The sequence below is a fragment of the Christiangramia portivictoriae DSM 23547 genome, from assembly GCF_000423045.1.
In the GTDB taxonomy this organism is placed as follows: domain Bacteria; phylum Bacteroidota; class Bacteroidia; order Flavobacteriales; family Flavobacteriaceae; genus Christiangramia; species Christiangramia portivictoriae.
The window spans coordinates 353,604-372,534 of sequence record NZ_KE383972.1 but is presented as its reverse complement, the minus strand read 5'-3'; the positions used below and the strand labels follow the sequence as shown (position 1 = coordinate 372,534).

The 18,931-nt window shown below is 39.7% G+C and carries 17 protein-coding genes; 9 read left to right on the top strand and 8 right to left on the bottom strand.

What is annotated here, in order from left to right:
* Positions 1-15 precede the first annotated feature (15 nt).
* The 4 genes from G529_RS15995 to G529_RS15990 are packed head-to-tail and all read left to right on the top strand — an operon-like array spanning position 16 to position 6,625.
* A complete protein-coding gene (locus G529_RS15995; protein ID WP_035696155.1) occupies positions 16-828 on the top strand; it encodes a fimbrial biogenesis chaperone in 813 nt (270 codons plus the stop codon).
* A gap of 3 nt (positions 829-831) precedes the next feature.
* The gene (locus G529_RS0114285; RefSeq protein WP_084509795.1) at positions 832-3,513 is read left to right on the top strand and encodes a T9SS type A sorting domain-containing protein; all 2,682 of its coding nucleotides are present in this window, start codon (positions 832-834) and stop codon (positions 3,511-3,513) included.
* 4 nt (positions 3,514-3,517) lie between these two features.
* A complete protein-coding gene (locus G529_RS0114280) occupies positions 3,518-4,018 on the top strand; it encodes a DUF4402 domain-containing protein (RefSeq protein ID WP_035696154.1) in 501 nt (166 codons plus the stop codon).
* A gap of 15 nt (positions 4,019-4,033) precedes the next feature.
* A complete protein-coding gene (locus G529_RS15990; RefSeq protein WP_051201465.1) occupies positions 4,034-6,625 on the top strand; it encodes a hypothetical protein in 2,592 nt (863 codons plus the stop codon).
* Here G529_RS15990 and G529_RS0114270 read toward each other — a convergent pair.
* Positions 6,613-7,119, bottom strand: a complete 507-nt coding sequence (locus G529_RS0114270) for a GreA/GreB family elongation factor (RefSeq protein ID WP_026916176.1) — start codon at positions 7,117-7,119, stop codon at positions 6,613-6,615. The genes G529_RS15990 and G529_RS0114270 overlap by 13 nt on opposite strands.
* Positions 7,120-7,248: 129 nt before the next feature.
* Between G529_RS0114270 and G529_RS0114265 the strand changes: the two genes are divergently transcribed.
* Positions 7,249-9,060: an SLC13 family permease gene (locus tag G529_RS0114265; protein WP_026916175.1), complete on the top strand. Its 1,812-nt coding sequence runs from the start codon at positions 7,249-7,251 to the stop codon at positions 9,058-9,060.
* A gap of 25 nt (positions 9,061-9,085) precedes the next feature.
* A complete protein-coding gene (locus G529_RS0114260; RefSeq protein WP_026916174.1) occupies positions 9,086-10,303 on the top strand; it encodes a glycosyltransferase family 4 protein in 1,218 nt (405 codons plus the stop codon).
* Between the two features lie 81 nt (positions 10,304-10,384).
* Here G529_RS0114260 and G529_RS0114255 read toward each other — a convergent pair whose 3' ends face one another.
* Positions 10,385-11,719 carry an aspartate kinase gene (locus G529_RS0114255; protein WP_026916173.1) on the bottom strand — a complete coding sequence of 445 codons (1,335 nt, stop codon included), beginning with the start codon at positions 11,717-11,719 and terminating at the stop codon, positions 10,385-10,387.
* Between the two features lie 100 nt (positions 11,720-11,819).
* Here G529_RS0114255 and G529_RS0114250 point away from each other — a divergent pair, with 100 nt between their 5' ends.
* Positions 11,820-12,464, top strand: coding sequence for a hypothetical protein (locus tag G529_RS0114250; RefSeq protein ID WP_026916172.1), 645 nt, complete (start codon positions 11,820-11,822; stop codon positions 12,462-12,464).
* A 2-nt stretch (positions 12,465-12,466) separates the two neighbouring features.
* Here the strand turns inward: G529_RS0114250 and G529_RS16570 are convergent, their stop codons facing one another.
* The 4 genes from G529_RS16570 to G529_RS0114235 all read right to left on the bottom strand — a co-directional run bounded on the left by G529_RS16570 (position 12,467) and on the right by G529_RS0114235 (position 15,816).
* Entirely contained in the window at positions 12,467-12,619 is a 153-nt protein-coding gene (locus G529_RS16570) for a hypothetical protein (protein ID WP_157514686.1), read from the bottom strand.
* A 163-nt stretch (positions 12,620-12,782) separates the two neighbouring features.
* On the bottom strand, positions 12,783-13,859 hold the full coding sequence (locus tag G529_RS0114245) for a transporter substrate-binding domain-containing protein (RefSeq protein ID WP_245566936.1): 1,077 nt from the start codon (positions 13,857-13,859) through the stop codon (positions 12,783-12,785).
* A 34-nt stretch (positions 13,860-13,893) separates the two neighbouring features.
* Positions 13,894-14,346 (bottom strand): 3D domain-containing protein, encoded by a 453-nt coding sequence (locus G529_RS0114240; protein ID WP_035696152.1) that lies wholly within the window; start codon positions 14,344-14,346, stop codon positions 13,894-13,896.
* Positions 14,347-14,349: 3 nt separating this feature from the next.
* Positions 14,350-15,816, bottom strand: coding sequence for a Gfo/Idh/MocA family protein (locus G529_RS0114235; RefSeq protein WP_026916169.1), 1,467 nt, complete (start codon positions 15,814-15,816; stop codon positions 14,350-14,352).
* A 194-nt stretch (positions 15,817-16,010) separates the two neighbouring features.
* On the opposite strand from G529_RS0114235, the gene G529_RS0114230 reads away from it, so the two are divergent.
* Together G529_RS0114230 and G529_RS0114225 are read left to right on the top strand one after the other, a co-directional pair.
* The gene (locus G529_RS0114230) at positions 16,011-16,442 is read left to right on the top strand and encodes an FKBP-type peptidyl-prolyl cis-trans isomerase (RefSeq protein WP_026916168.1); all 432 of its coding nucleotides are present in this window, start codon (positions 16,011-16,013) and stop codon (positions 16,440-16,442) included.
* A 140-nt stretch (positions 16,443-16,582) separates the two neighbouring features.
* Entirely contained in the window at positions 16,583-16,993 is a 411-nt protein-coding gene (locus tag G529_RS0114225) for an OsmC family protein (RefSeq protein ID WP_026916167.1), read from the top strand.
* Positions 16,994-17,024: 31 nt separating this feature from the next.
* Here G529_RS0114225 and G529_RS0114220 read toward each other — a convergent pair whose 3' ends face one another.
* Both G529_RS0114220 and G529_RS0114215 read right to left on the bottom strand, forming a co-directional pair.
* Positions 17,025-17,744: an N-formylglutamate amidohydrolase gene (locus tag G529_RS0114220; RefSeq protein ID WP_340139889.1), complete on the bottom strand. Its 720-nt coding sequence runs from the start codon at positions 17,742-17,744 to the stop codon at positions 17,025-17,027.
* Positions 17,711-18,931, bottom strand: coding sequence for a carboxylate-amine ligase (locus G529_RS0114215; protein WP_026916165.1), 1,221 nt, complete (start codon positions 18,929-18,931; stop codon positions 17,711-17,713). Before G529_RS0114215 ends, G529_RS0114220 begins: the two co-directional genes overlap by 34 nt.

Genomic DNA, 18,931 nt, shown 5'->3' with positions numbered 1-18,931 from the left:
AAATCTGCAATCCCCATGCAACTAAGATTTCAATTTGCCCTTCTTGTTTTTATCACTCTTTTACCATTTACGTGCAAAGCGCAGGGTGATCTTATGATCATGCCAAAACGTGTCGTGTTTGATGGAAATCAGCGTAGCCAGGAAGTAAACCTTGTAAATACGGGTAGCGATACTGCATCTTACGCCATCTCATTCATCCAGTACAAAATGAAGGAAGCCGGAGGTTTCGTGGAAATCACCGAGCCGGAGGAAGGACAGTTCTTTGCAGATAAGAACCTAAGGTATTATCCTCGTAGAGTGCGATTGGCACCAAACGAAGCACAAACAGTAAAGTTGCAGATAACCAGGTCTGGTGAACTTGAGAATAAGGAATACAGGTCTCATTTGTATTTTAGGGCTATCGAGAAGCAAACTGCGCTGGGTAGCGAACAAGCTCAAAATGACCAGGATGGTATTTCCCTGAATATCAAGACAGTATTTGGAATTAGTATTCCCGTTATATTGAAAGTTGGGGAATCAACAACAAAGATTAAAATTAACGATCTATCCCTGGATAAGGATACTGGAAATCTAAGTTTGAATTTCAATCGAACTGGTAATATGTCTGCTTATGGAAATCTTCGGGTTTTGTACGATACTCCAGAAAGTGAACCGGTAGAAGTAGGATTGGTAAAAGGGATCGCAGTCTATACCCCAAATTTGAATAGACGCTTTAATTTCGACTTGCAAAACTTCGAGCAGATGGATCCCGGAAAAGGATCTTTGCAAATATTTTACGAAACTGAAGAAGGTGTGATGTTAGGAAATGCGGTTCTAGACCTGGAATAGCCTATGTTCTTATCACAAATTAGACATTCATTTTTTTTAATTCTTGTCATATTCCTGTCGGGACAGTCGGTCGCACAGGAAGACTTTACAATTAATAGTTTACATACGGTTGCCCTGGGTGAAACTGAAGAATACTTATCTGTAACTTTACCATCGAACGACAGTCATCTTGTTGTAAACGGAACCTTGTTAGTGTACGGAGACCTCAACATGTCTGGAAACAAAAGCCAGTTTACTATGGGTCCCGACGCTGTCGTTATTGTATATGGTGACTTTATTGGGAGCAACAAAGTAGATATAAGTATCTCCTCCTATCTTATTGTAATGGGGAATTTTACCCGAACTTCAGGTTCAGATCAAGCTTCCATAGATATCGAAGACGGCAATGTATATATCTTTGGTGATGTTAGTGGCTGGCAGGATAATTTTACAAGCTGTGATGAGTACGAGGGAGATACCACAGGGGTTGCGCAAACAGATTGTGATTATGGCTCTGAAGAAAGTTACGAAGATAACATCGAAACATTTCCTCCGGCAATCGCAGACAAACTGAATTGTTTTAATCTTGTGAGTCCGGGTGATCAGGTGGGCTGTATAGGTTCTACGGTGATCTTTGCGACTCAGGTTACCAGTGACCAGCAATTTTCTTACCAGTGGCAGCAAAAAAGTAGCGAAGACAGCAACTATATAAATATTGATGGTGAAACATCTAAAGATCTGGTTCTAACAGATATCTCAAGCGATCTGGAAGGAATTTTATACAGAGTTAAGATAAAAGCTGTAGCTGATGAGGAAACCGGAAGTGTAAGTGGTTGCAAAGTAACATTTTCCAAACCTGCAAAAGTGATCATCAATGAAATTTTTGAATGGAGTGGATCTGTTGGAAATGACTGGAATAATCCTCTAAACTGGTTGTGCGAAACTCTACCATCTTCAGAAACCGATGTGACAATTCCTCGAGGATTACAAAATTACCCGGTCATACAGAGTGGACCTATAGCCCAAGTTAGAAACATTATCCTGGAAGAATCTAGTTTTATTGAAATCCTGGATAATAAACTTGAAATATATGGCGAGGTTTCTGGTCCCGGACAGATAGATGCAGATTCCGGCACCCTTACATTTAAAGGATACCTACAACAGCAAATTGGCTCCTCCATGATCCTCAATGGAAATATTCTAAATCTAGAGATCGACAATGCGCTGCAGGTAAATAATAATGCAGATTTAAAAATTTATGGCTGGCTTAAAATTAACCGGGGCATATTCTTCACAGATAATAAAGTAACCTTAATCAGCAATCTGGATCAAACTGCACTTATCGATGGATCTGGAACAGGTACCTTAAACGGTACCGTCAAAATGCAGCGATATCTTGCCTCTGCTTCTGGATACAAATATTTTGGAAGTCCGTTTGCTGACTCTACCATTGGAGATTTCGCGCCATACGTCAGTTTAGGGTCAGAGTTTCCAAATGTATATCGATATATCGAAGGAAATAAAGACGCTAATGGTAATGATATCTCAGGATGGGAGGCCTATGATGTTGCTACTAATGCAATGAATTCACTTGAAGGCTATGCTTTCAACTTTGGTAACAGCGATCTTCCAGTGGTTGTGGAATTGGAAGGCAGTGTACAGGATGGCGCGATGAATACAAGTCTAAGTAGTATTCATGGAGATTATACAAAAGGCTATCACCTGGTGTCCAACCCCTATCCATCACCTATTGATTGGAATATGGTGTCTGCCATGACTACCAATATAGATAACGCCGTTTATTTTTTCAATTCCACCAGTGGGGAACAATATAATGGCACCTACTCCTCTTATGTTGCAGGCATTAGCTCTACTGGCGATACTGGAAACATCATTCCTTCCATGCAGGGGTTTTTTGTGCATGCGACCAGTGGTACTTCCAGTTCGAATATTAGCATGGACAATTCAGTAAGAGTAAACGATTTTGAGCAAGATTTCTATAAACAACAGGAATCTCATACTGAACTTGCCCGTATTGTCGCTAGCTTCTCATTTTCTAATGCTGAAGATGCCATAGTAATTTATAATGATGCGTTTGCCAGTAGAAAATTCGATCGTGAAAAAGATGCTTTGAAGATCCTGAATACAAATACCCAGGTTCCGAACTTATATATTATCACTGAAGATCGGCTGGAAGCCAGCATTAAGTCACATAAATTGAATAACGCCAAAAATCTAGAACAAATTCCTCTTGGAGTTAATTTACAACAATCTGGATCCATACGATTCAGTGTAAAAGATCTTGAAAATCTTTCAGCTCAAATGTCTATTTATCTTATAGATACTCAAAATGACAAGGTGACCAACCTCCAGGATGAAGATTACGAGGTTGATCTCGATAAAGGTGAAATCAATGATCGATTCTACCTGCGTTTTAATGATGATAAGGTATCACCAACCGACGTTGTCTTTGAACCTTTTATTCTGAAGAGCGGTCAGGGTTCCATTCATGTGCGGATGAAAGCAGATTCTGCCGAAGGGGATATCGTGATCTTAAGTAATTTAAATGGAAAGATCCTGCAGCAGCTTCCTGCTTCGGCCGAAGCAGATCTAAGATTTGATCATATTATAAGCAACGGAGTGTATTTAGTTACTTATACTTCAGCACAAGGAACATTTACAAAAAAAGTAATCGTGAGAAAATAATTATATGCAATATCGATATTTCATCATAATGATCGTTTTCATGATCGCCCTTTTTCCGAAGCAATTAAAAGCACAGGAAAATCCACCTATCCCAATCAACGTTGAAGTGAACACTGCACAATTTCTCAACTTTGGAAGTTTCGCAGTTGATAATGGTGTAGGAACTGTTACTGTGGATTCCGATGGTACCCGCACCTGGACAGGAGATGTAAAACTGCTAAACACTGGTACTACGGTCTCTCCTGCTCTGTTCGATGTTTATGCTAATCCAGGTACCCTGGTGAATATCATGCATGACAGTCAGTTTACCCTAAATGGTACAAGCGGACAAACATTAACTCTTGAAATTAATAGCTATAGTACGGGTAAAACTTTTATTACCACGGCTGCTTCAGAAATTCCGAACCCGGTTTATGTTGGCGGAACTCTTAATATTGGTCCGCTTTCAGCGAATGGTGCAGGAAATTATAGCGGGTTCTTCACACTTACTTTTATTCAGGAATAGTTCAGCTAGTATCGTATGAAAAGAATTATTCTATTGATTCGCCATTCGTATAAGGTCAGAGTTTTAGTGTTCTTCTTACTGCTTTCGTTTTCCAGCGTTCTAAAAGCTCAGGAATATCCCGATTATGATGAATTCATGATAGACATGACCTCCCGTGAACTGGGGACCATGGAAATTCCTGTAGCAATTAAAAATGAAGTTGCGTATATAAGCTTTCTCGATCTATTTCAACTTTTTCAGCTTAAAAGCGAAACCAATGATACAAACACTGTGATTTCAGGATTCGTTGAAAATATGGATTCCCCGTATACACTCGATCTGGAAAATAAGATCCTGGAGTTGGATGCGCAGGAAATTAAGCTTCAGAATGAAGAATATATACAAACCGCTACCATCTTTTATCTACGGTCTGATCTCTTCGAAAGGTTTTTCGGGTTAGAAACAACCTTTTCCATTCGGGATTTACAAATTGCCTTTTCAACAGAGCTGGAATTACCTATAATCAAGCAAAAAAGAAGAGACAGAGCTCGAAAGAATCTTAACCGAAGCATAGGAATTCTTGAACCAGACACCCTTATAGAAAGAAAATATCCATTTTTTAAAGGAGGAAATCTGGACTGGGCCATAACAACCACGCAGCAAACGAACGGTCAGGATGACAATCGGTTCAATCTGGGACTTGGGACCATGTTCGCGGGTGGTGAAACAAATATCCTGTTAAATTATTCAGACAGAGTACCGTTCACAGGCAGAAACCAGTTTTACCAGTGGAAGTATGTAGATAATGACAGTAAGCTTTTTAAACAGGTTACAGCAGGTAAAATTTTCACGGGCGCCACATCGTCGTTATTTGCTCCGGTTGTAGGTGTACAGTTAACCAACGCACCTCTGGTAAACCGTCGCTCCTATGGAACCTACATTTTGAATGATTATACCGAACCACGATGGACTGTGGAACTTTACGTGAACAATGTGCTTGTAGACTTTACACAGGCAGATGCTTCAGGGTTTTACTCCTTTGATGTGCCATTAATGTATGGGAACACCAATATAGATCTTCGTTTTTTTGGGCCTTATGGCGAAGAATTATCTGATACCAGGGTCATCAACATCCCCTATAATTTTGTACCGGAACATAAATTTCAATATGCGTTGAGTGCCGGTGTGGTTGAAGATGAGGATAACAGAAGATTTTCTAGGTATACAATGGGATACGGCGTTTCCAGGAGTCTAACCATTGGTGGAGGTGTCGAATATTTGTCTGATGTACGCAGTGGAGAATACATGCCGTTCGTGAATACTTCCCTGAGAATGACTTCAAATCTTCTATTTTCTGGTGAATATACGTATGGTGTAAAAGGTGAAGGAATCCTGAGTTACCGGACTCCTTCAAGGGTTCAGTTTGATTTGAAGTATGCCAAATATCACGACGACCAGACCGCCATCAATTTCAATTACCTCGAAGAACGAGAATTTAGATTTTCTGCTCCCATCCGGTTAGAGAATTTTTCCGCTTTTAGCCGGTTTTCCATTAATCAGATCCTTCTGCCTACAACAGATTTCACAACTGCACAATTGCTGCTTTCCGGAAATCTATTTGGCATTAGTACCAACCTTACTACCTATGGAATTTTTAATTCCAATCTCGAAAACCCTACGATCTATTCCTCTCTTTCACAAACCTACCGTTTGCCTTACCAGGTTTTATTCTCGCCTCAGGTACAATTCGATCTTGGGGATCAAAGTTTTAGAAACTTAAATCTGGAATTGGAAAGAGTGATTTTTGAGCGGGGTTTCCTTAATCTTTCTTATGAGAATAACGCGCTTAGGGATGCTCACACCTTCGAAATTGGCTTACGTTACGCCTTCAATTTCGCACAGACTTCGGTTACTTCAAGACTTGGCAACAGAAATTCCTCGCATATTCAATCTGCACGGGGAAGTGTTCGCTGGGACGACGCGAATGATTATGTGACTTTAAGCAATCGTCCGGGAGTTGCTCGTGGTGGCATTACCATCCTGCCGTTTCTTGATTTAAATGGCAATGGTAAAAGAGATCCCATGGAGAAGGGAGTTCCTGGAATTGAGCTGAAAACAAAACCGGGTCTCCTGAAATACAATAAAGATAAAACTGAAATCAGGCTGACAGATCTGCAACCGTACGTTCAAACAATGCTGGAAGTGGAAAGCAACAGCCTGGACAATATCGCGTGGAAGGTGAACAATCCTAAGATCCTGGTAGAGACTGTACCAAACCAGTTTAAAACCATTGAAATTCCTGTTAGTGTCTTGGGAGAAGTATCCGGTTTTGTGAATCTGAAATCTGAAGATTCATACCGGGGACAGGGTAGAATTAAAGTGCAGATATTAGATCAGAACGACCAGGTGGTTGCAGAAGTGCTTTCTGAAGGCGACGGGTATTTCACCTATCTGGGATTAAAGCCGGGTATATATAGTGCCAGAGTCGATCCGGATCAATTACAGAATCTAAACTTGAAATCAGGTCCGGCAGTTTATGATTTCGAGATAGAAGTATCGGAATATGGCGATATTGAAGATTCGGTTGAATTTAACCTTCAAAATATTACTGGAAGTCAGGAAGAGTAATTAATCTCAAGAATTTCTAGTGTACGCGTTTCATTTCCCAATTTAAAATCCACAGTTTCACCAACTTTTTTACCTGTGACCGCTCTGGCTATTGGCGCCACAAACGCAATTTTCTGATCTTTAATGTTGGCCTCATCAACTCCTACAATCTGGAATTTCTGAATGTGGGATGTGTTATGGTTCTTTAATTTGATGTGAGCACCAAACCTGATTTCATCCTGCGCCTGTTGCGTAGGATTTAAAACCCGGGCAGACTGAATTCTCTCTGCAAGCAATTTTATTTTACCGTCAATCAGGCCTTTTGCTCTCCTCTTTTCAGTTTCATCTGTGGTATTGATTTCTGATCGTTCAATTTCAAGTGCTTTCATTTCGGAATGTAATTCCTCAAATCCGTTAGGCGTTACGTAGTTGGTAACTCCATCTGGTATCGCTGCTCTCGGTGGTACGATTATGGGTTCTTCCTGATCATCTTCTTTAACAAAACCTCTGCTCATAATTAGTTTTTAATAGATCCTTATTATAGCGAAACACAAGTGAAAAGCCTGCAGTAACTATCATAAATATTTCTGAAAACCTAACAAGAGGTTTGATAGGATACTACATTTATCAAATTTATTTTTCGAATGAGTCTGGAAATCATTGCACTATTTGTGATCATTCTTGGAGTGATCGTTTTATTTGCCCTCGAGGTATTCCCGGTGGATAAGATCGCTTTTATCATCCTTGGATTACTCTTGTTAACCAATGTGGTTTCTCCGGAAGAGGCTATCTCAGGTTTTTCCAGCGCAGCAACCATAACGGTACTCTGCCTTATGATCATCGCTATAGGTCTGGAAGATAACGGAGTGATCGATCTACTGGCTCAGGGAATGAGAAAATTAAAAGGACTCCCCCTCTTTATAATGATCCCGGTTTTTATGTTTATTGCAGGGAGTATTTCAGCATTTATAAATACCACCGCTGTGGTATTGGTTTTCGTAAAGATCATCGATGAGCTGGCAGAAAAATATGACATCCCCAGCTCAAAGTTGTTATTGCCAGTTTCCTTTGCCGGTATCATTGGTGGTAGCTGTACACTTATGGGAACCTCTACCAACCTTATAGTAAATGCCGTGGCAGTAAAAAGAGGAGTGGAACGATTTGGATTTTTCGAATTTAGCTGGTACGGCATCATTTTTATGCTAATCACTATTTTCCTGGTGAGCCTGATGGCAGGATTTCTTCCGAAGAAACAATCCAGTGATCTTAATTCGGTTTATAATTTAGACGAATTTATAACCAAAGGAATCGTTAGTGAAAAATCTAAATTAATCGGGAAGAACCTGCGCGATATATTTGGCAATGAAAAGGACGCGATCGAAGTTATAAGGCTCAAGCGAAAAGGTGTTATCAATGATCACCCAGGCAAGTATACCACCCTAAAAACTGGTGATCAACTACTACTTAGGTGTAGCATAGAACAGCTCATTCAATTAAAGGAAGAAGGCGATCTCACCATTATTAGAAATTCTGAAGCTAAAGCTATAAAGCCAATTATGCAGGAAGCTTCAGAAATTGAAGAAAACATACAGCTGGTCGAAATATTAATGCTACCCAATTCCCCTTTAATTGGAAAAAGCATCAAAACCGTGGGCTGGTATGATCTCCATGGAGCGGTACCCCTGGCGATCCGGAAAAGACGAAGTTTCAGAAATCCAAAAAGAAGGATTTTTAATAAAAAATCTGATGATATTGAATTGCGGGTTGGAGATCGCTTGCTGGTAGAAGTTACTCGAAATGATCTACATGAACTCCAGAAAATGGACAACATTAGCATTCTTCAAAACCACGAGGAAATTAGTCCTGTTTCGAGACAAAAACGATCCCTCAGCCTGGCGATATTGATTCTGGTTATTGCGCTCTCTGCTTTTTCAATATTTCCTATTCTTAAAAGTGCCGTTATTGGTTGTTTTTTAATGATCCTCTTTAAGTGTATCGACCTGGGAAAAATCTATACGCAGGTGAACTGGCAAATTATCTTTTTACTGGCGGGAATGATTCCATTAGGTGTAGCCATGAGCAACACCGGGGCAGATGACTGGATCTCTACCAATCTATTGCTGTTGTTTGATGGGAAGCCTAATTATAGTATCATAGGTTTGTTATTCCTGGTGACCATGTTTTTAAGTGGTTTTATTTCTAACAACGCTACCGCGATCATTATCGCCCCTATTGCGATAACCATAGCCACTAAATTACAACTCGATCCAAAACCATTTATTCTGGCCGTCCTGTTCGCATCTAATTTTAGTTTTTTTACACCAGTGGGCTACCAGACCAATACTATCATCTATGGCATGGGTATCTACAAATTCAAACATTTTTTGATCATTGGTGGCTTGCTATCGATTGTACTTTGGATTACAGCGACTTTCCTGCTCACCAGCCAGATTTAAAAAATGTATTTTTGCTTTAAAAATAATGCTCGGAGTACTCATAATAGGATACGTATGGCCAGAACCTGGATCATCTGCCGCTGGTGCAAGAATGATGCAATTGATCGAGTTTTTCAGGGAACAGGGATATAAAATCACTTTTGCAACTTCTGCGAAAAGATCAGATTATATGGCAGGTCTTGAGGAAATTGGAATTGCCACACGGGAAATTCAGCCTAATAATGATGAGTTTGACACTTTTATTCAGGATTTAGATCCTCAGATTGTACTCTTTGACCGGTTTATGATGGAAGAACAGTTCGGGTGGCGAGTGGATAAATTTTGTCCAGATGCTTTAAAGATCCTGGATACCGAAGACCTGCATTCGCTTAGAAAGGTTAGGGAGCAAATTCTAAAGACAGGACAGGTATTTAATTCTGCTTATTTGAATGCAAACATCACTAAACGGGAAGCTGCAGCGATTTTCAGGTGTGATATTTCCCTTATCATTTCTGAATTTGAAATGAATCTGTTGATCGATAAACTGAAGATTCCAGAACATATTCTTTTTTATTTGCCGTTCATGATGAAGCCTGCTTCTTCTGAAGTGAAAAAGTTTGAAGACAGAAAAGACTTTGTAAGCATTGGTAATTTTCTCCATGAACCAAACTGGAGAGCTGTTCTTCACCTTAAAAACAATATCTGGCCTGTGCTGAGGAAATTAGTGCCGGAAGCTCACTTACATATCTACGGCGCTTATCCTTCTCAAAAAGTCTGGAATCTGCACAATGAGAGCGAGAAATTTCTTGTTCACGGTCGGGCAGAAAATGCTTTGGAAGTGATGAGTGCTGCCAGAGTTTGCCTTGCTCCCATTCCGTTTGGAGCCGGTTTAAAAGGTAAACTGGCTGAGGCCATGCTTTGTGGTACGCCTTCGGTAACCACAAATACTGGAAGTGAGGGCATGGCTGGACAACTTGACTGGAATGGTTTTATTGAGCATGATGACGATCTGTTCATTGAGGCGGCCAGAAACTTGTATTCCAATGAACAACTTTGGAACGAGATGAGCGCAAATGGATATAAAATAATCGAGAAGCGTTTTGACATGAACTATCATCAGGATAGATTGAAAAGCTATCTTTCCCGCACCTCCAGAGAACTTCAGAAGCATCGTGAATTAAATTTTACAGGAAGTATGATGAAACATCATTTGCAGAGAAGTACTTATTTCATGTCCAGGTATATTCAATTGAAGAACTCTTAAAATAGAAAACCGCTGGAAGCAAATGCTTTCCAACGGTTTTCACTACACAAAAAACAGTTTAACCAAACATCATCAGAAGTATCAAACACTGGCTTCAAAAGCCCTTCTGAACAATTTTTTATTAAGATTCTGCAAAGCAGCAGCCTTGTATTTTGTATCCACCAAAAGTGAAATGTTGTTATTGCTTCCACCGTAAGAGATCATCCTTACCGGCACGTCATCCAGAATTTCAAATAACCTCGGGGTTCCGCGATCATCAATAAGTCCTTCGCCAACTACGCAAATGATACTATGATCTCGATCTACACTAATCTCTCCGTAAGCCTGAAGCTCTCCAAGAATAGGTTCCAGGTTCGTAATATTGTCTATGGTAAGCGATATGGCGATTTCAGAAGTAGTGATCATATCGATGGCTGTTTCATATTTATCAAAAACCTCAAAGATTTTTCTAAGAAAACCATGAGCCATTAACATCCTGTTCGATTTGATTTTAATTGCCGTGATATTGTCTTTCGCTGAAATTGCTTTTAAACCTTTTATTTCAGAAATAGCTGAAATACAGGTTCCGGGATCGGTTGGTTTAAATGTATTTTTTAAGAATACTGGTATGTTTTTTTCTATAACCGGGGATATGGTTTGGGGATGCAGAATCTTTGCGCCAAAATAGGCAAGCTCTGCCGCTTCTTCAAAACTTAGCTGAGCGACCGGAAACGTATTTTCTACAATCCTGGGATCGTTATTATGCAATCCATTAATATCTGTCCAGATCTGAACTTCAGAAGCATTGATAGCAGCTCCAATAATTGTGGCAGTAAAATCACTACCTCCCCTATTCAGCGTGGAAATTTCTCCACGATCATTAATCCTCACAAAACCCTGAGTTACGTAGATTGGTGCCCTGTCCTGAGATTCGATCTGATCCTGAAGCAATTTTCCGACCCGCTCTGTATTTGGATTTTCCAGATTGGACACCTGCATAAAGTCTCGTGCATTCAGCCATCTGTTCTCAATATGTTCTGTGCTTAGATAAAAGCTGAACATCTTTGTTAGAATAGTTTCGCCTGCGGTTAATATACTACTCTCTGTTTCTGAAGAGTATATTTGATCAGCCATGTGACGTAATTCTGAAAGTTCTGCCTGCAGCATATCAAACATATATTTTCTGTCTTCTACTGAAGGGAATAAGAGTTCAATTTCATTTTCATGTCTGGAGAAAAGAGCTTCCAATACTTCATCGATCATAGGTTGATTCTGCTGCTGAATATGTCCCGACAATTCTACCAGTAAATTTGTAACACCAGACATTGCTGAAAGAACCAGTAACTTTTCACCATCAATATTTTGAATGATATCTGAAACATTCCGGATGTTTTCTGCTGATCCTACTGAAGTCCCTCCAAATTTTAAAACTTTCATATCTCCCGATTTCTCTGTGCATAAGTACATATACTTTCAGCTGCGCTAAAGAAAATTAATCAATTTATATACATTTGTACATTGTGTACAATAATTAACAATGAAGACAATTACTACCGTAGTCCACGATATTATTAGGCATCAACCATTTCTTGACGATGCGATCGCCCGGGATATCATCAATTTTAGCGGATTAGCCGCCGATATCCAGCCACAGGTTGAACAGGAGATGCGAAAAACAGTAAAGCAGGGAAGTATTATAATGGCTCTTCGGCGCTACGCTCCGCATAGAACCAAGATCAATATGAAAAATTTGCGAGAACTTGGGGATATTATTGTGCGTTCTGGTATTACCGAATATACTTTTCTAAACAGCAAGACGATCATCGCAAATAAAGCAAGACTTCTGGAGGCTGTAAAGGACCAAACCGGCATATACCTTAATTATTCCAGTAATTACCAGGAAAGTAACATCCTGGTCTCTTCTACATTAACCGATCTCGTGGAAGATTGTTTTAAAAATGAAGTAAGGGTGACGGTTAAAAAGGAGCTGTCGTCGATCACCATAGCATTACCAAAGAATAGTTCACAAACAGTGGGACTATACTTTTATATGTTCAAATTGCTGGCATATGAAGGAATACCGGTTTTTGAAATGATTTCCACCTCAAACTACTTCGCACTTTTCCTGGAGAAGGAATATGTCAACAAAGCCTTTCTTTTGCTAAATGAAATTAAGGCTTAAGTCTACCAGTATTCGTAATAGACACCAGTCATGGCTACTACCGTAAATATGACTATAAAGGCAATGGCTAGATAGATAAACTTATTAGTATTACTGTTATTCTGGCTGAAGATGTTTGGGTCTGAAGTATTTTCAGATTTGTTCCCGCTGGTCATGATTAGGTCGTTTGGTTATTTTGAACTCCCAATATACTAATTATCAATAATTTAATGACATAATTTTTCATTTTTTGATAATCTGATGCTTGCTCGAACTATATTTTCAATCAATGTAATAGGTTGATTTGCAGCCAGGCATTATAGATCAATTATCAGAGACTTAATTATAATCCTTGACAATGGCTGCCCATTCCATAGTTTTCAATACTCTTACCAGGACAGGATCGATCATTTCCCGGTATGGAGAACTTTTTGGAAAGGCATAACTATAATAATCTTTTTTCAAACTTTGTTCGACAATTTCAAGTTCGTTGCTCAGGTTTAATTGTTCTATCTGGTACCTTAGAATCGGTTCATCATACACCACCAGAAATGTTTCTTCGTTAATGAGTCTTTCTAATGCTTCTATCTCATTATTAACGAAATCTGCCTCGATATTATATAATTCCAGTAATTCCTGTGAACTGGAACTGCTCACCGTAGTAACCTCAAACCTTTCCAGATCCTGAATGGTTCCAATATCTTCATTGATTCCTTTTACTGTTAATGAAGAGGCGATGCCGGCTGTAAAACTGGATATGATAATGACCGCCATAAACATCCAGATGAGTCCTACAATTCTCCCGCCCAGGGTTCTGGGAGATTTATCACCGTATCCCACAGTGGTCATTGTGACCGCACTCCACCAGAAGCCTTGCAGAATGCCCTTGAGATTCCCACCAAATTCATCTTTATTCTCCTTTCTTTCGAATATCCAAACTAAAAAACCAAAAATGAATATGATGAGCAGCAGTAAAGCGATGATCGAGAAAAACTCCCAGCTAAACAAATTCTGCAGGTGTCTTAAAGTTTGAGATTCTGATCTTTTGGCAACGCTGGTATGCGATATAAAATATGGTTGTGAAAAATCCATACGATGCATCCGGTTGTCTGTTACGGTAACAGGATTGATGCTAAAATCCACCTCTCCTGCTTCAATTCCTGCCAGCAAACTCCCCAGGTCCTGATACTCTCTAAATTCATAGTCCAGTTGCAGTTCCTCGTTTACCATCTTCCAGGAGGCAATACTCAATCCTCTAAATTTGTCATTGTGCTTCTCAACAAATGGAGCGGTTTCTGAAATCCCTATAACCACTTTATTATTTTCCGAAGAAAGGCTATCCTGAGCGATTAAGGTATGAACGCAAATGGCAAATGTAAAAAGCAACAGGAATGTAGATCTGAAAGAAGGCATCATTTTGAACTTTTAAGAAGTTCGAAGATAAACAATCCTAGTTTTTCAAAGAATCCTTCGAAAAAATGTAGGCAATATTCAGTTGCTTCTTGCCAAAATCTTTAGCTTTTGAAACATCCTGGCCCATGTAAATATCAATTCTTTTCTTCCAGCGATAATGCATTTTATCCTTAATATAAAAAACACTGTCGAAGCCCTCGATTTTAATAGGAGAATTATAATCCAGTCCCATTTTTAAAAGATCGCGCGAAACTGCAATCGCATTCATGCCTGGTTTTAAAGTATCTCCCCAGGCAGTGATCCTGGGATTATTCTGTGTTTGATATTCCACTGAATTATAGGCCGTCGCAGTTACACAAATGGTGTCCCAGTCTTCAGTCTCCTTGCTACCATCAAATGCCGTACAGGCAGTTAGGTAAATCATCAAAATAAAACCGGAGATCAAAATCGCAGATTTTTTAAGCCTGTACAGATTGTTGAAGTACAGCATCCTTTAAGATAAAGTGAATCCTTCAGGATATTCTCGTTTAACAAATTGGTTTGCTTCATCAAAATTAGTGACTTTCATGTTGTCTGAATCCCAGATCATTTTCAGGTCTCTACCTGGATAGATCATCTGGTCCTTACCATTAGCGTCCTTTTTCATGTTCTGAATATCGTAGCCTCTAATAGCAAGATTGGCTATCAATAAAGATTCAGTTAAAGGACCTGCGATATCGAACGGTGAACTCAACTTTTTATTGCCGTATCCAGCAATAGCCGCCTCCACCCATTGAGCGTAATGACCATTCATACCATCCGGAACTCTTTCGTACGTCTGGGCTATGTTAACTTCCTCTGTTCTGGAAGTAGGCAAAAGTCGAGGATTGAGTCCGTAGGTACCACACATCATCTTGCCTTTACTGCCAATGATCAATGCTCCATTTCCTCCATCTCCGAAAGTCTCATCTGGACCTAATTCTTCAGGTCGCATTGGCTTTATCCCACCGTCCATCCAATGTAGCTTGATGTCCTCTGCATCATCATTCTTTCCATCAAAGCTCATAATAACATGACTTGAAGGAGGACAGCTATCTGGGAAGTAACCTCTTTGAAATTCATCAACATAAACGCTACCAACACTGCACTCCACTTCTTTAGGGTATTTAAGACCGAGTACGCTAAAAGGTGGTTCTATAAGATGGCAACCCATATCGCCCAAAGCACCCGTTCCATAATCCCACCAGCCGCGCCAGTTAAAGGGAACTAATCCATCTACATAATCCTTGTGGGGTGCGGTACCAAGCCACAGTTTCCAATCCAGTTCTGAAGGGATAGCACTACTGGTTTTTGGCCAGGGAATCCCTTGTGGCCAAACGGGCCTATTCGTCCAGACTTTCACTTCCTTTACATCACCAATTAAACCAGCTTCATACCATTCTTTCATGGTTCGTACACCATCCCCAGAAGCACCCTGGTTTCCCATTTGGGTTACAACTTTAAATTCCTTTGCTGCTTCTGTAAGTTTTCTTGCTTCATAGATATCATGCGTAAGAGGTTTCTGAACGTAGACATGCTTGCCACGCTCCATCGCAGCCATAGTTTGGACAGCATGATTATGGTCTGGAGTGGAAACACTTACGGCATCAAAATTCTTGGATTCTTTATCGAACATTTCCCTGTAGTCCTTATAATATTTAGCCTTTGGAAATGCTTTTCTGGAAGCTGCTGCACGCCGGTCATCAACATCACATAAATATGCGATCTCAGCTTTGCCGCTTTTATAAAAACTCATAATGTCTGACTCCCCTTTACCTCCTACTCCAATCCCGGCGATCAATAGCTTATCGCTTGGTGCCGTAAAACCAGGACCACCCAATACGTGTCGTGGAATGATCATGAATCCGGTGGCTGCAACAGCAGATTTTTTGATAAAATTTCTTCGGTTGTTGGAAGTATTTTTGAAAGAAAATTTACTCATTATGTAAGAAGTTGGTTAGTAACTGCTTAAAGTTATCTTTTTTTAACTTAATAAACAATCATTGCCTGACATATTGCCGGTATAATCAGCTATTGTGTCGGTCATTCCGGTCTTCGGCAAGGTCCTTGCACTTTTGTAGATGAAATGGTGGAGAGCTAATCGAAGCCACAATTTGTAATGGAAAACAATATTTTATGAGTCAAGTTAAGCAGAATGATGCCGTTAAGGTGCACTACACAGGAAAATTAGAAGATGGACAGGTTTTTGACAGTTCGGTTGAACGTGGAGAACCAATAGAGTTTACTCTTGGTCAGGGTCAGCTAATTCCTGGATTTGAAGAAGGCCTTATTGGTATGGAAATTAACGAAAAAAAGACTATCAATATATCTAAGGATGACGCCTATGGAGATCCAAAAGAAGAATTGATTCAGGAAGTTCAGAAAAATCAGCTTCCGGAAGAATTAAAACCTGAAGTTGGAATGCCATTGGTATCTAAAGGACCTGATGGTCGTGAGATCAACCTGGTTATTACAGACGTTAAAGAGGAGACGATCGTAGTAGATGCGAATCATCCCTTAGCAGGTAAGGACTTGGTATTCGATCTGGAAGTTGTAGAGATCAAATAAGAAATCACCACGATTTTAGATAAAGCCCGGAAATTCCGGGCTTTTTTTTTAAATTTTTTAGGTTTCTGGTTAAGGTTATGATAATTCTTTTCCATTAATGCTGATGCTCCTTACATTAGATCAAAATCAATAATAAAGTTATGATAAGAAAAGGATCAGCCGAATGGAAAGGCTCTTTAAAGGAAGGAAAAGGAACTGTAAGTCTTGAAAGCGGAGTTTTGAAAGACGAACAGTACTCTTATAAAACTCGTTTTGAAAATGGAAATGGAACAAATCCGGAAGAATTAGTTGGAGCTGCACATGCTGGTTGTTTCAGTATGCAATTATCTGCATTTCTTACAGAGGATGGTTTTGAGCCAAACCAGGTAGCTACTACCAGTGAGATTACATTTGAAGATGGTGAGATTACAAAATCCCACTTAATTCTAACGGCAGATGTACCGGGAATCGATAAGGACACATTCGATAAGATCGCGAAAAAAGCGAAAGAAAGCTGTCCGCTATCTAAATTACTGAATGCAGAGATCACACTGGAATATGATCTAAAATAGATATGAAATCCCCCGAATTTAAGCTCCTTGTTTAAGGAGCTTTTTTTATGCTTTTTTCTATACAGTCAAATAAGAGCTTTTTTACTCTTCCGTCCATCAAATTACTATTGACAAATTTCTGATTGATCTCGATTTCGACTCCCAGATAATTTTCAGGAAACCTTTTTCTAAGGTATGTTGTAAATCCATCAGCCTTCCCTAAATAAGGATAATTACTGCGGATTCTATAGGCAGACTTTTGATTTAGCAAGGATTTAAATTGCACGCACCACTGTTTTTCTAAGGGAATTCCTGGATCATACAGTATCCCTATGTCACAATTTCTCTCCAGACTATTCAAAACCGGCGTAAATGAATGTACCGAAACATGCAGCACGACATGATTATCTTGCTGAAAATTTCTGATCATATTTTCTACTTGAGATCGGTAAGGTGTATAATATGTGGCGATTATACTGTTCTTCTCAGATTGTTCAAGTTTTGTCGAGAACCGGGAGAAAAGGCTGGGATGATGCAAGGAACGATTGGTTTCGATAAGCAATCTTCCTACCTTTTGATAATATCTGGCATCGGCCAGTGTTTCCAGGGATTTGAACAGATCGAAAGCACCAGGATCAAAACCTTCGTGAGTTTCCAGAACTTCATGATGAGTTTCAAAAAGATAAGCGTATTGTGATGGAATTGCATTGGTAGCATGCTCACAGGTCAAAAGTAATTTCATGGCCTGAACATGCGACCTGACTGTAAACACTCAGCTATTTTGAAATAAGTCCGTTTGATGTTCATTTCTGAAAAATCGCCTCTCAGGGATTTTAAGATTCGTGATGACAGACTTCCATTCTGTAGTAAAAATTCAATGTGATTCTGATGATTGACAGATAATTTAGAACCTACCCTTTTGTAAAGGTTCTTCCAGATACTTTTCACATCGGCCTCCTTGTCCAGATCGAAAATCGCCAGGTATCGTTTATTGGTAATTAATGTGGTTTCAGCATCTTTTATGACATCATCAAGAATCACAAAAAGGTCATCTTCGTGCCATTTCTTTTGATCATCCAAAGATACCAGCTCTTCTGAAACCAGCAATTTCAAGGTTTCCACAACAAAGGCCGCGATGGCGATATCAGCCGAAGGTGTTTCCTGAATATCGATCACCCTAATCTCAATGGCATTCCTGTCAAAACGGGATATGGCTCCTCTTGAATTTAAAAAGTGATGATCCAGTATATTTTCAGTGTCGTACTTTTGGATCGCTTTATTTATAGGCTCAAAGATCTTCTCATAATACTCTTTTTTACTGAAGACCTGTTCAGGGATTACCTTTCCGGTCATATGAGGTATTTCCTTCTGGTTGGTCTTGTAGTAATGCATTCTGGAGTCCTTATAGCCGTTGAACTTACCGTCCAGTACCGGTGAACTTGCAGCCAAACCCGGTATTATTGGAAGCAGCACGCGTACTGCGGCATGTAATTGCTCAAATTCCTGATCATTTGCGAATGGCAAATTAATATGCATGCTTTGAACATTACTCCATCCATGACCTCTGCAATCAAAGATCCTGTTGTAAAGATTGTAGATCTCATTATGATCATGCGGCCACAATTTGGTTTCTTCAAGGGGCTTCATTAAGGGATGGCAGGCACCAGCCAGTAATTTTGAATCGATGCTTTCCAGAAGCTTGTTGATTTCCTTTACATCCTGATTGAACTCATGTTCCAGACCTACGAGGCTGGAAACAGGTCCATTCGTTTTTAATTCCACAACATGCGCTACCAGTTCGTTACTCCATTCAATCTTTCCATTAGGAATATCGGAAGTAAGCACACCGTTTTTAAGTGTAAATAATTCGTCAACAGCAGGATTTACTTGCATTGTATTATCCTGGACGAGCATATATTCCAACTCTACTCCAAAAACTTCAAATAAGTGATAAGCCAT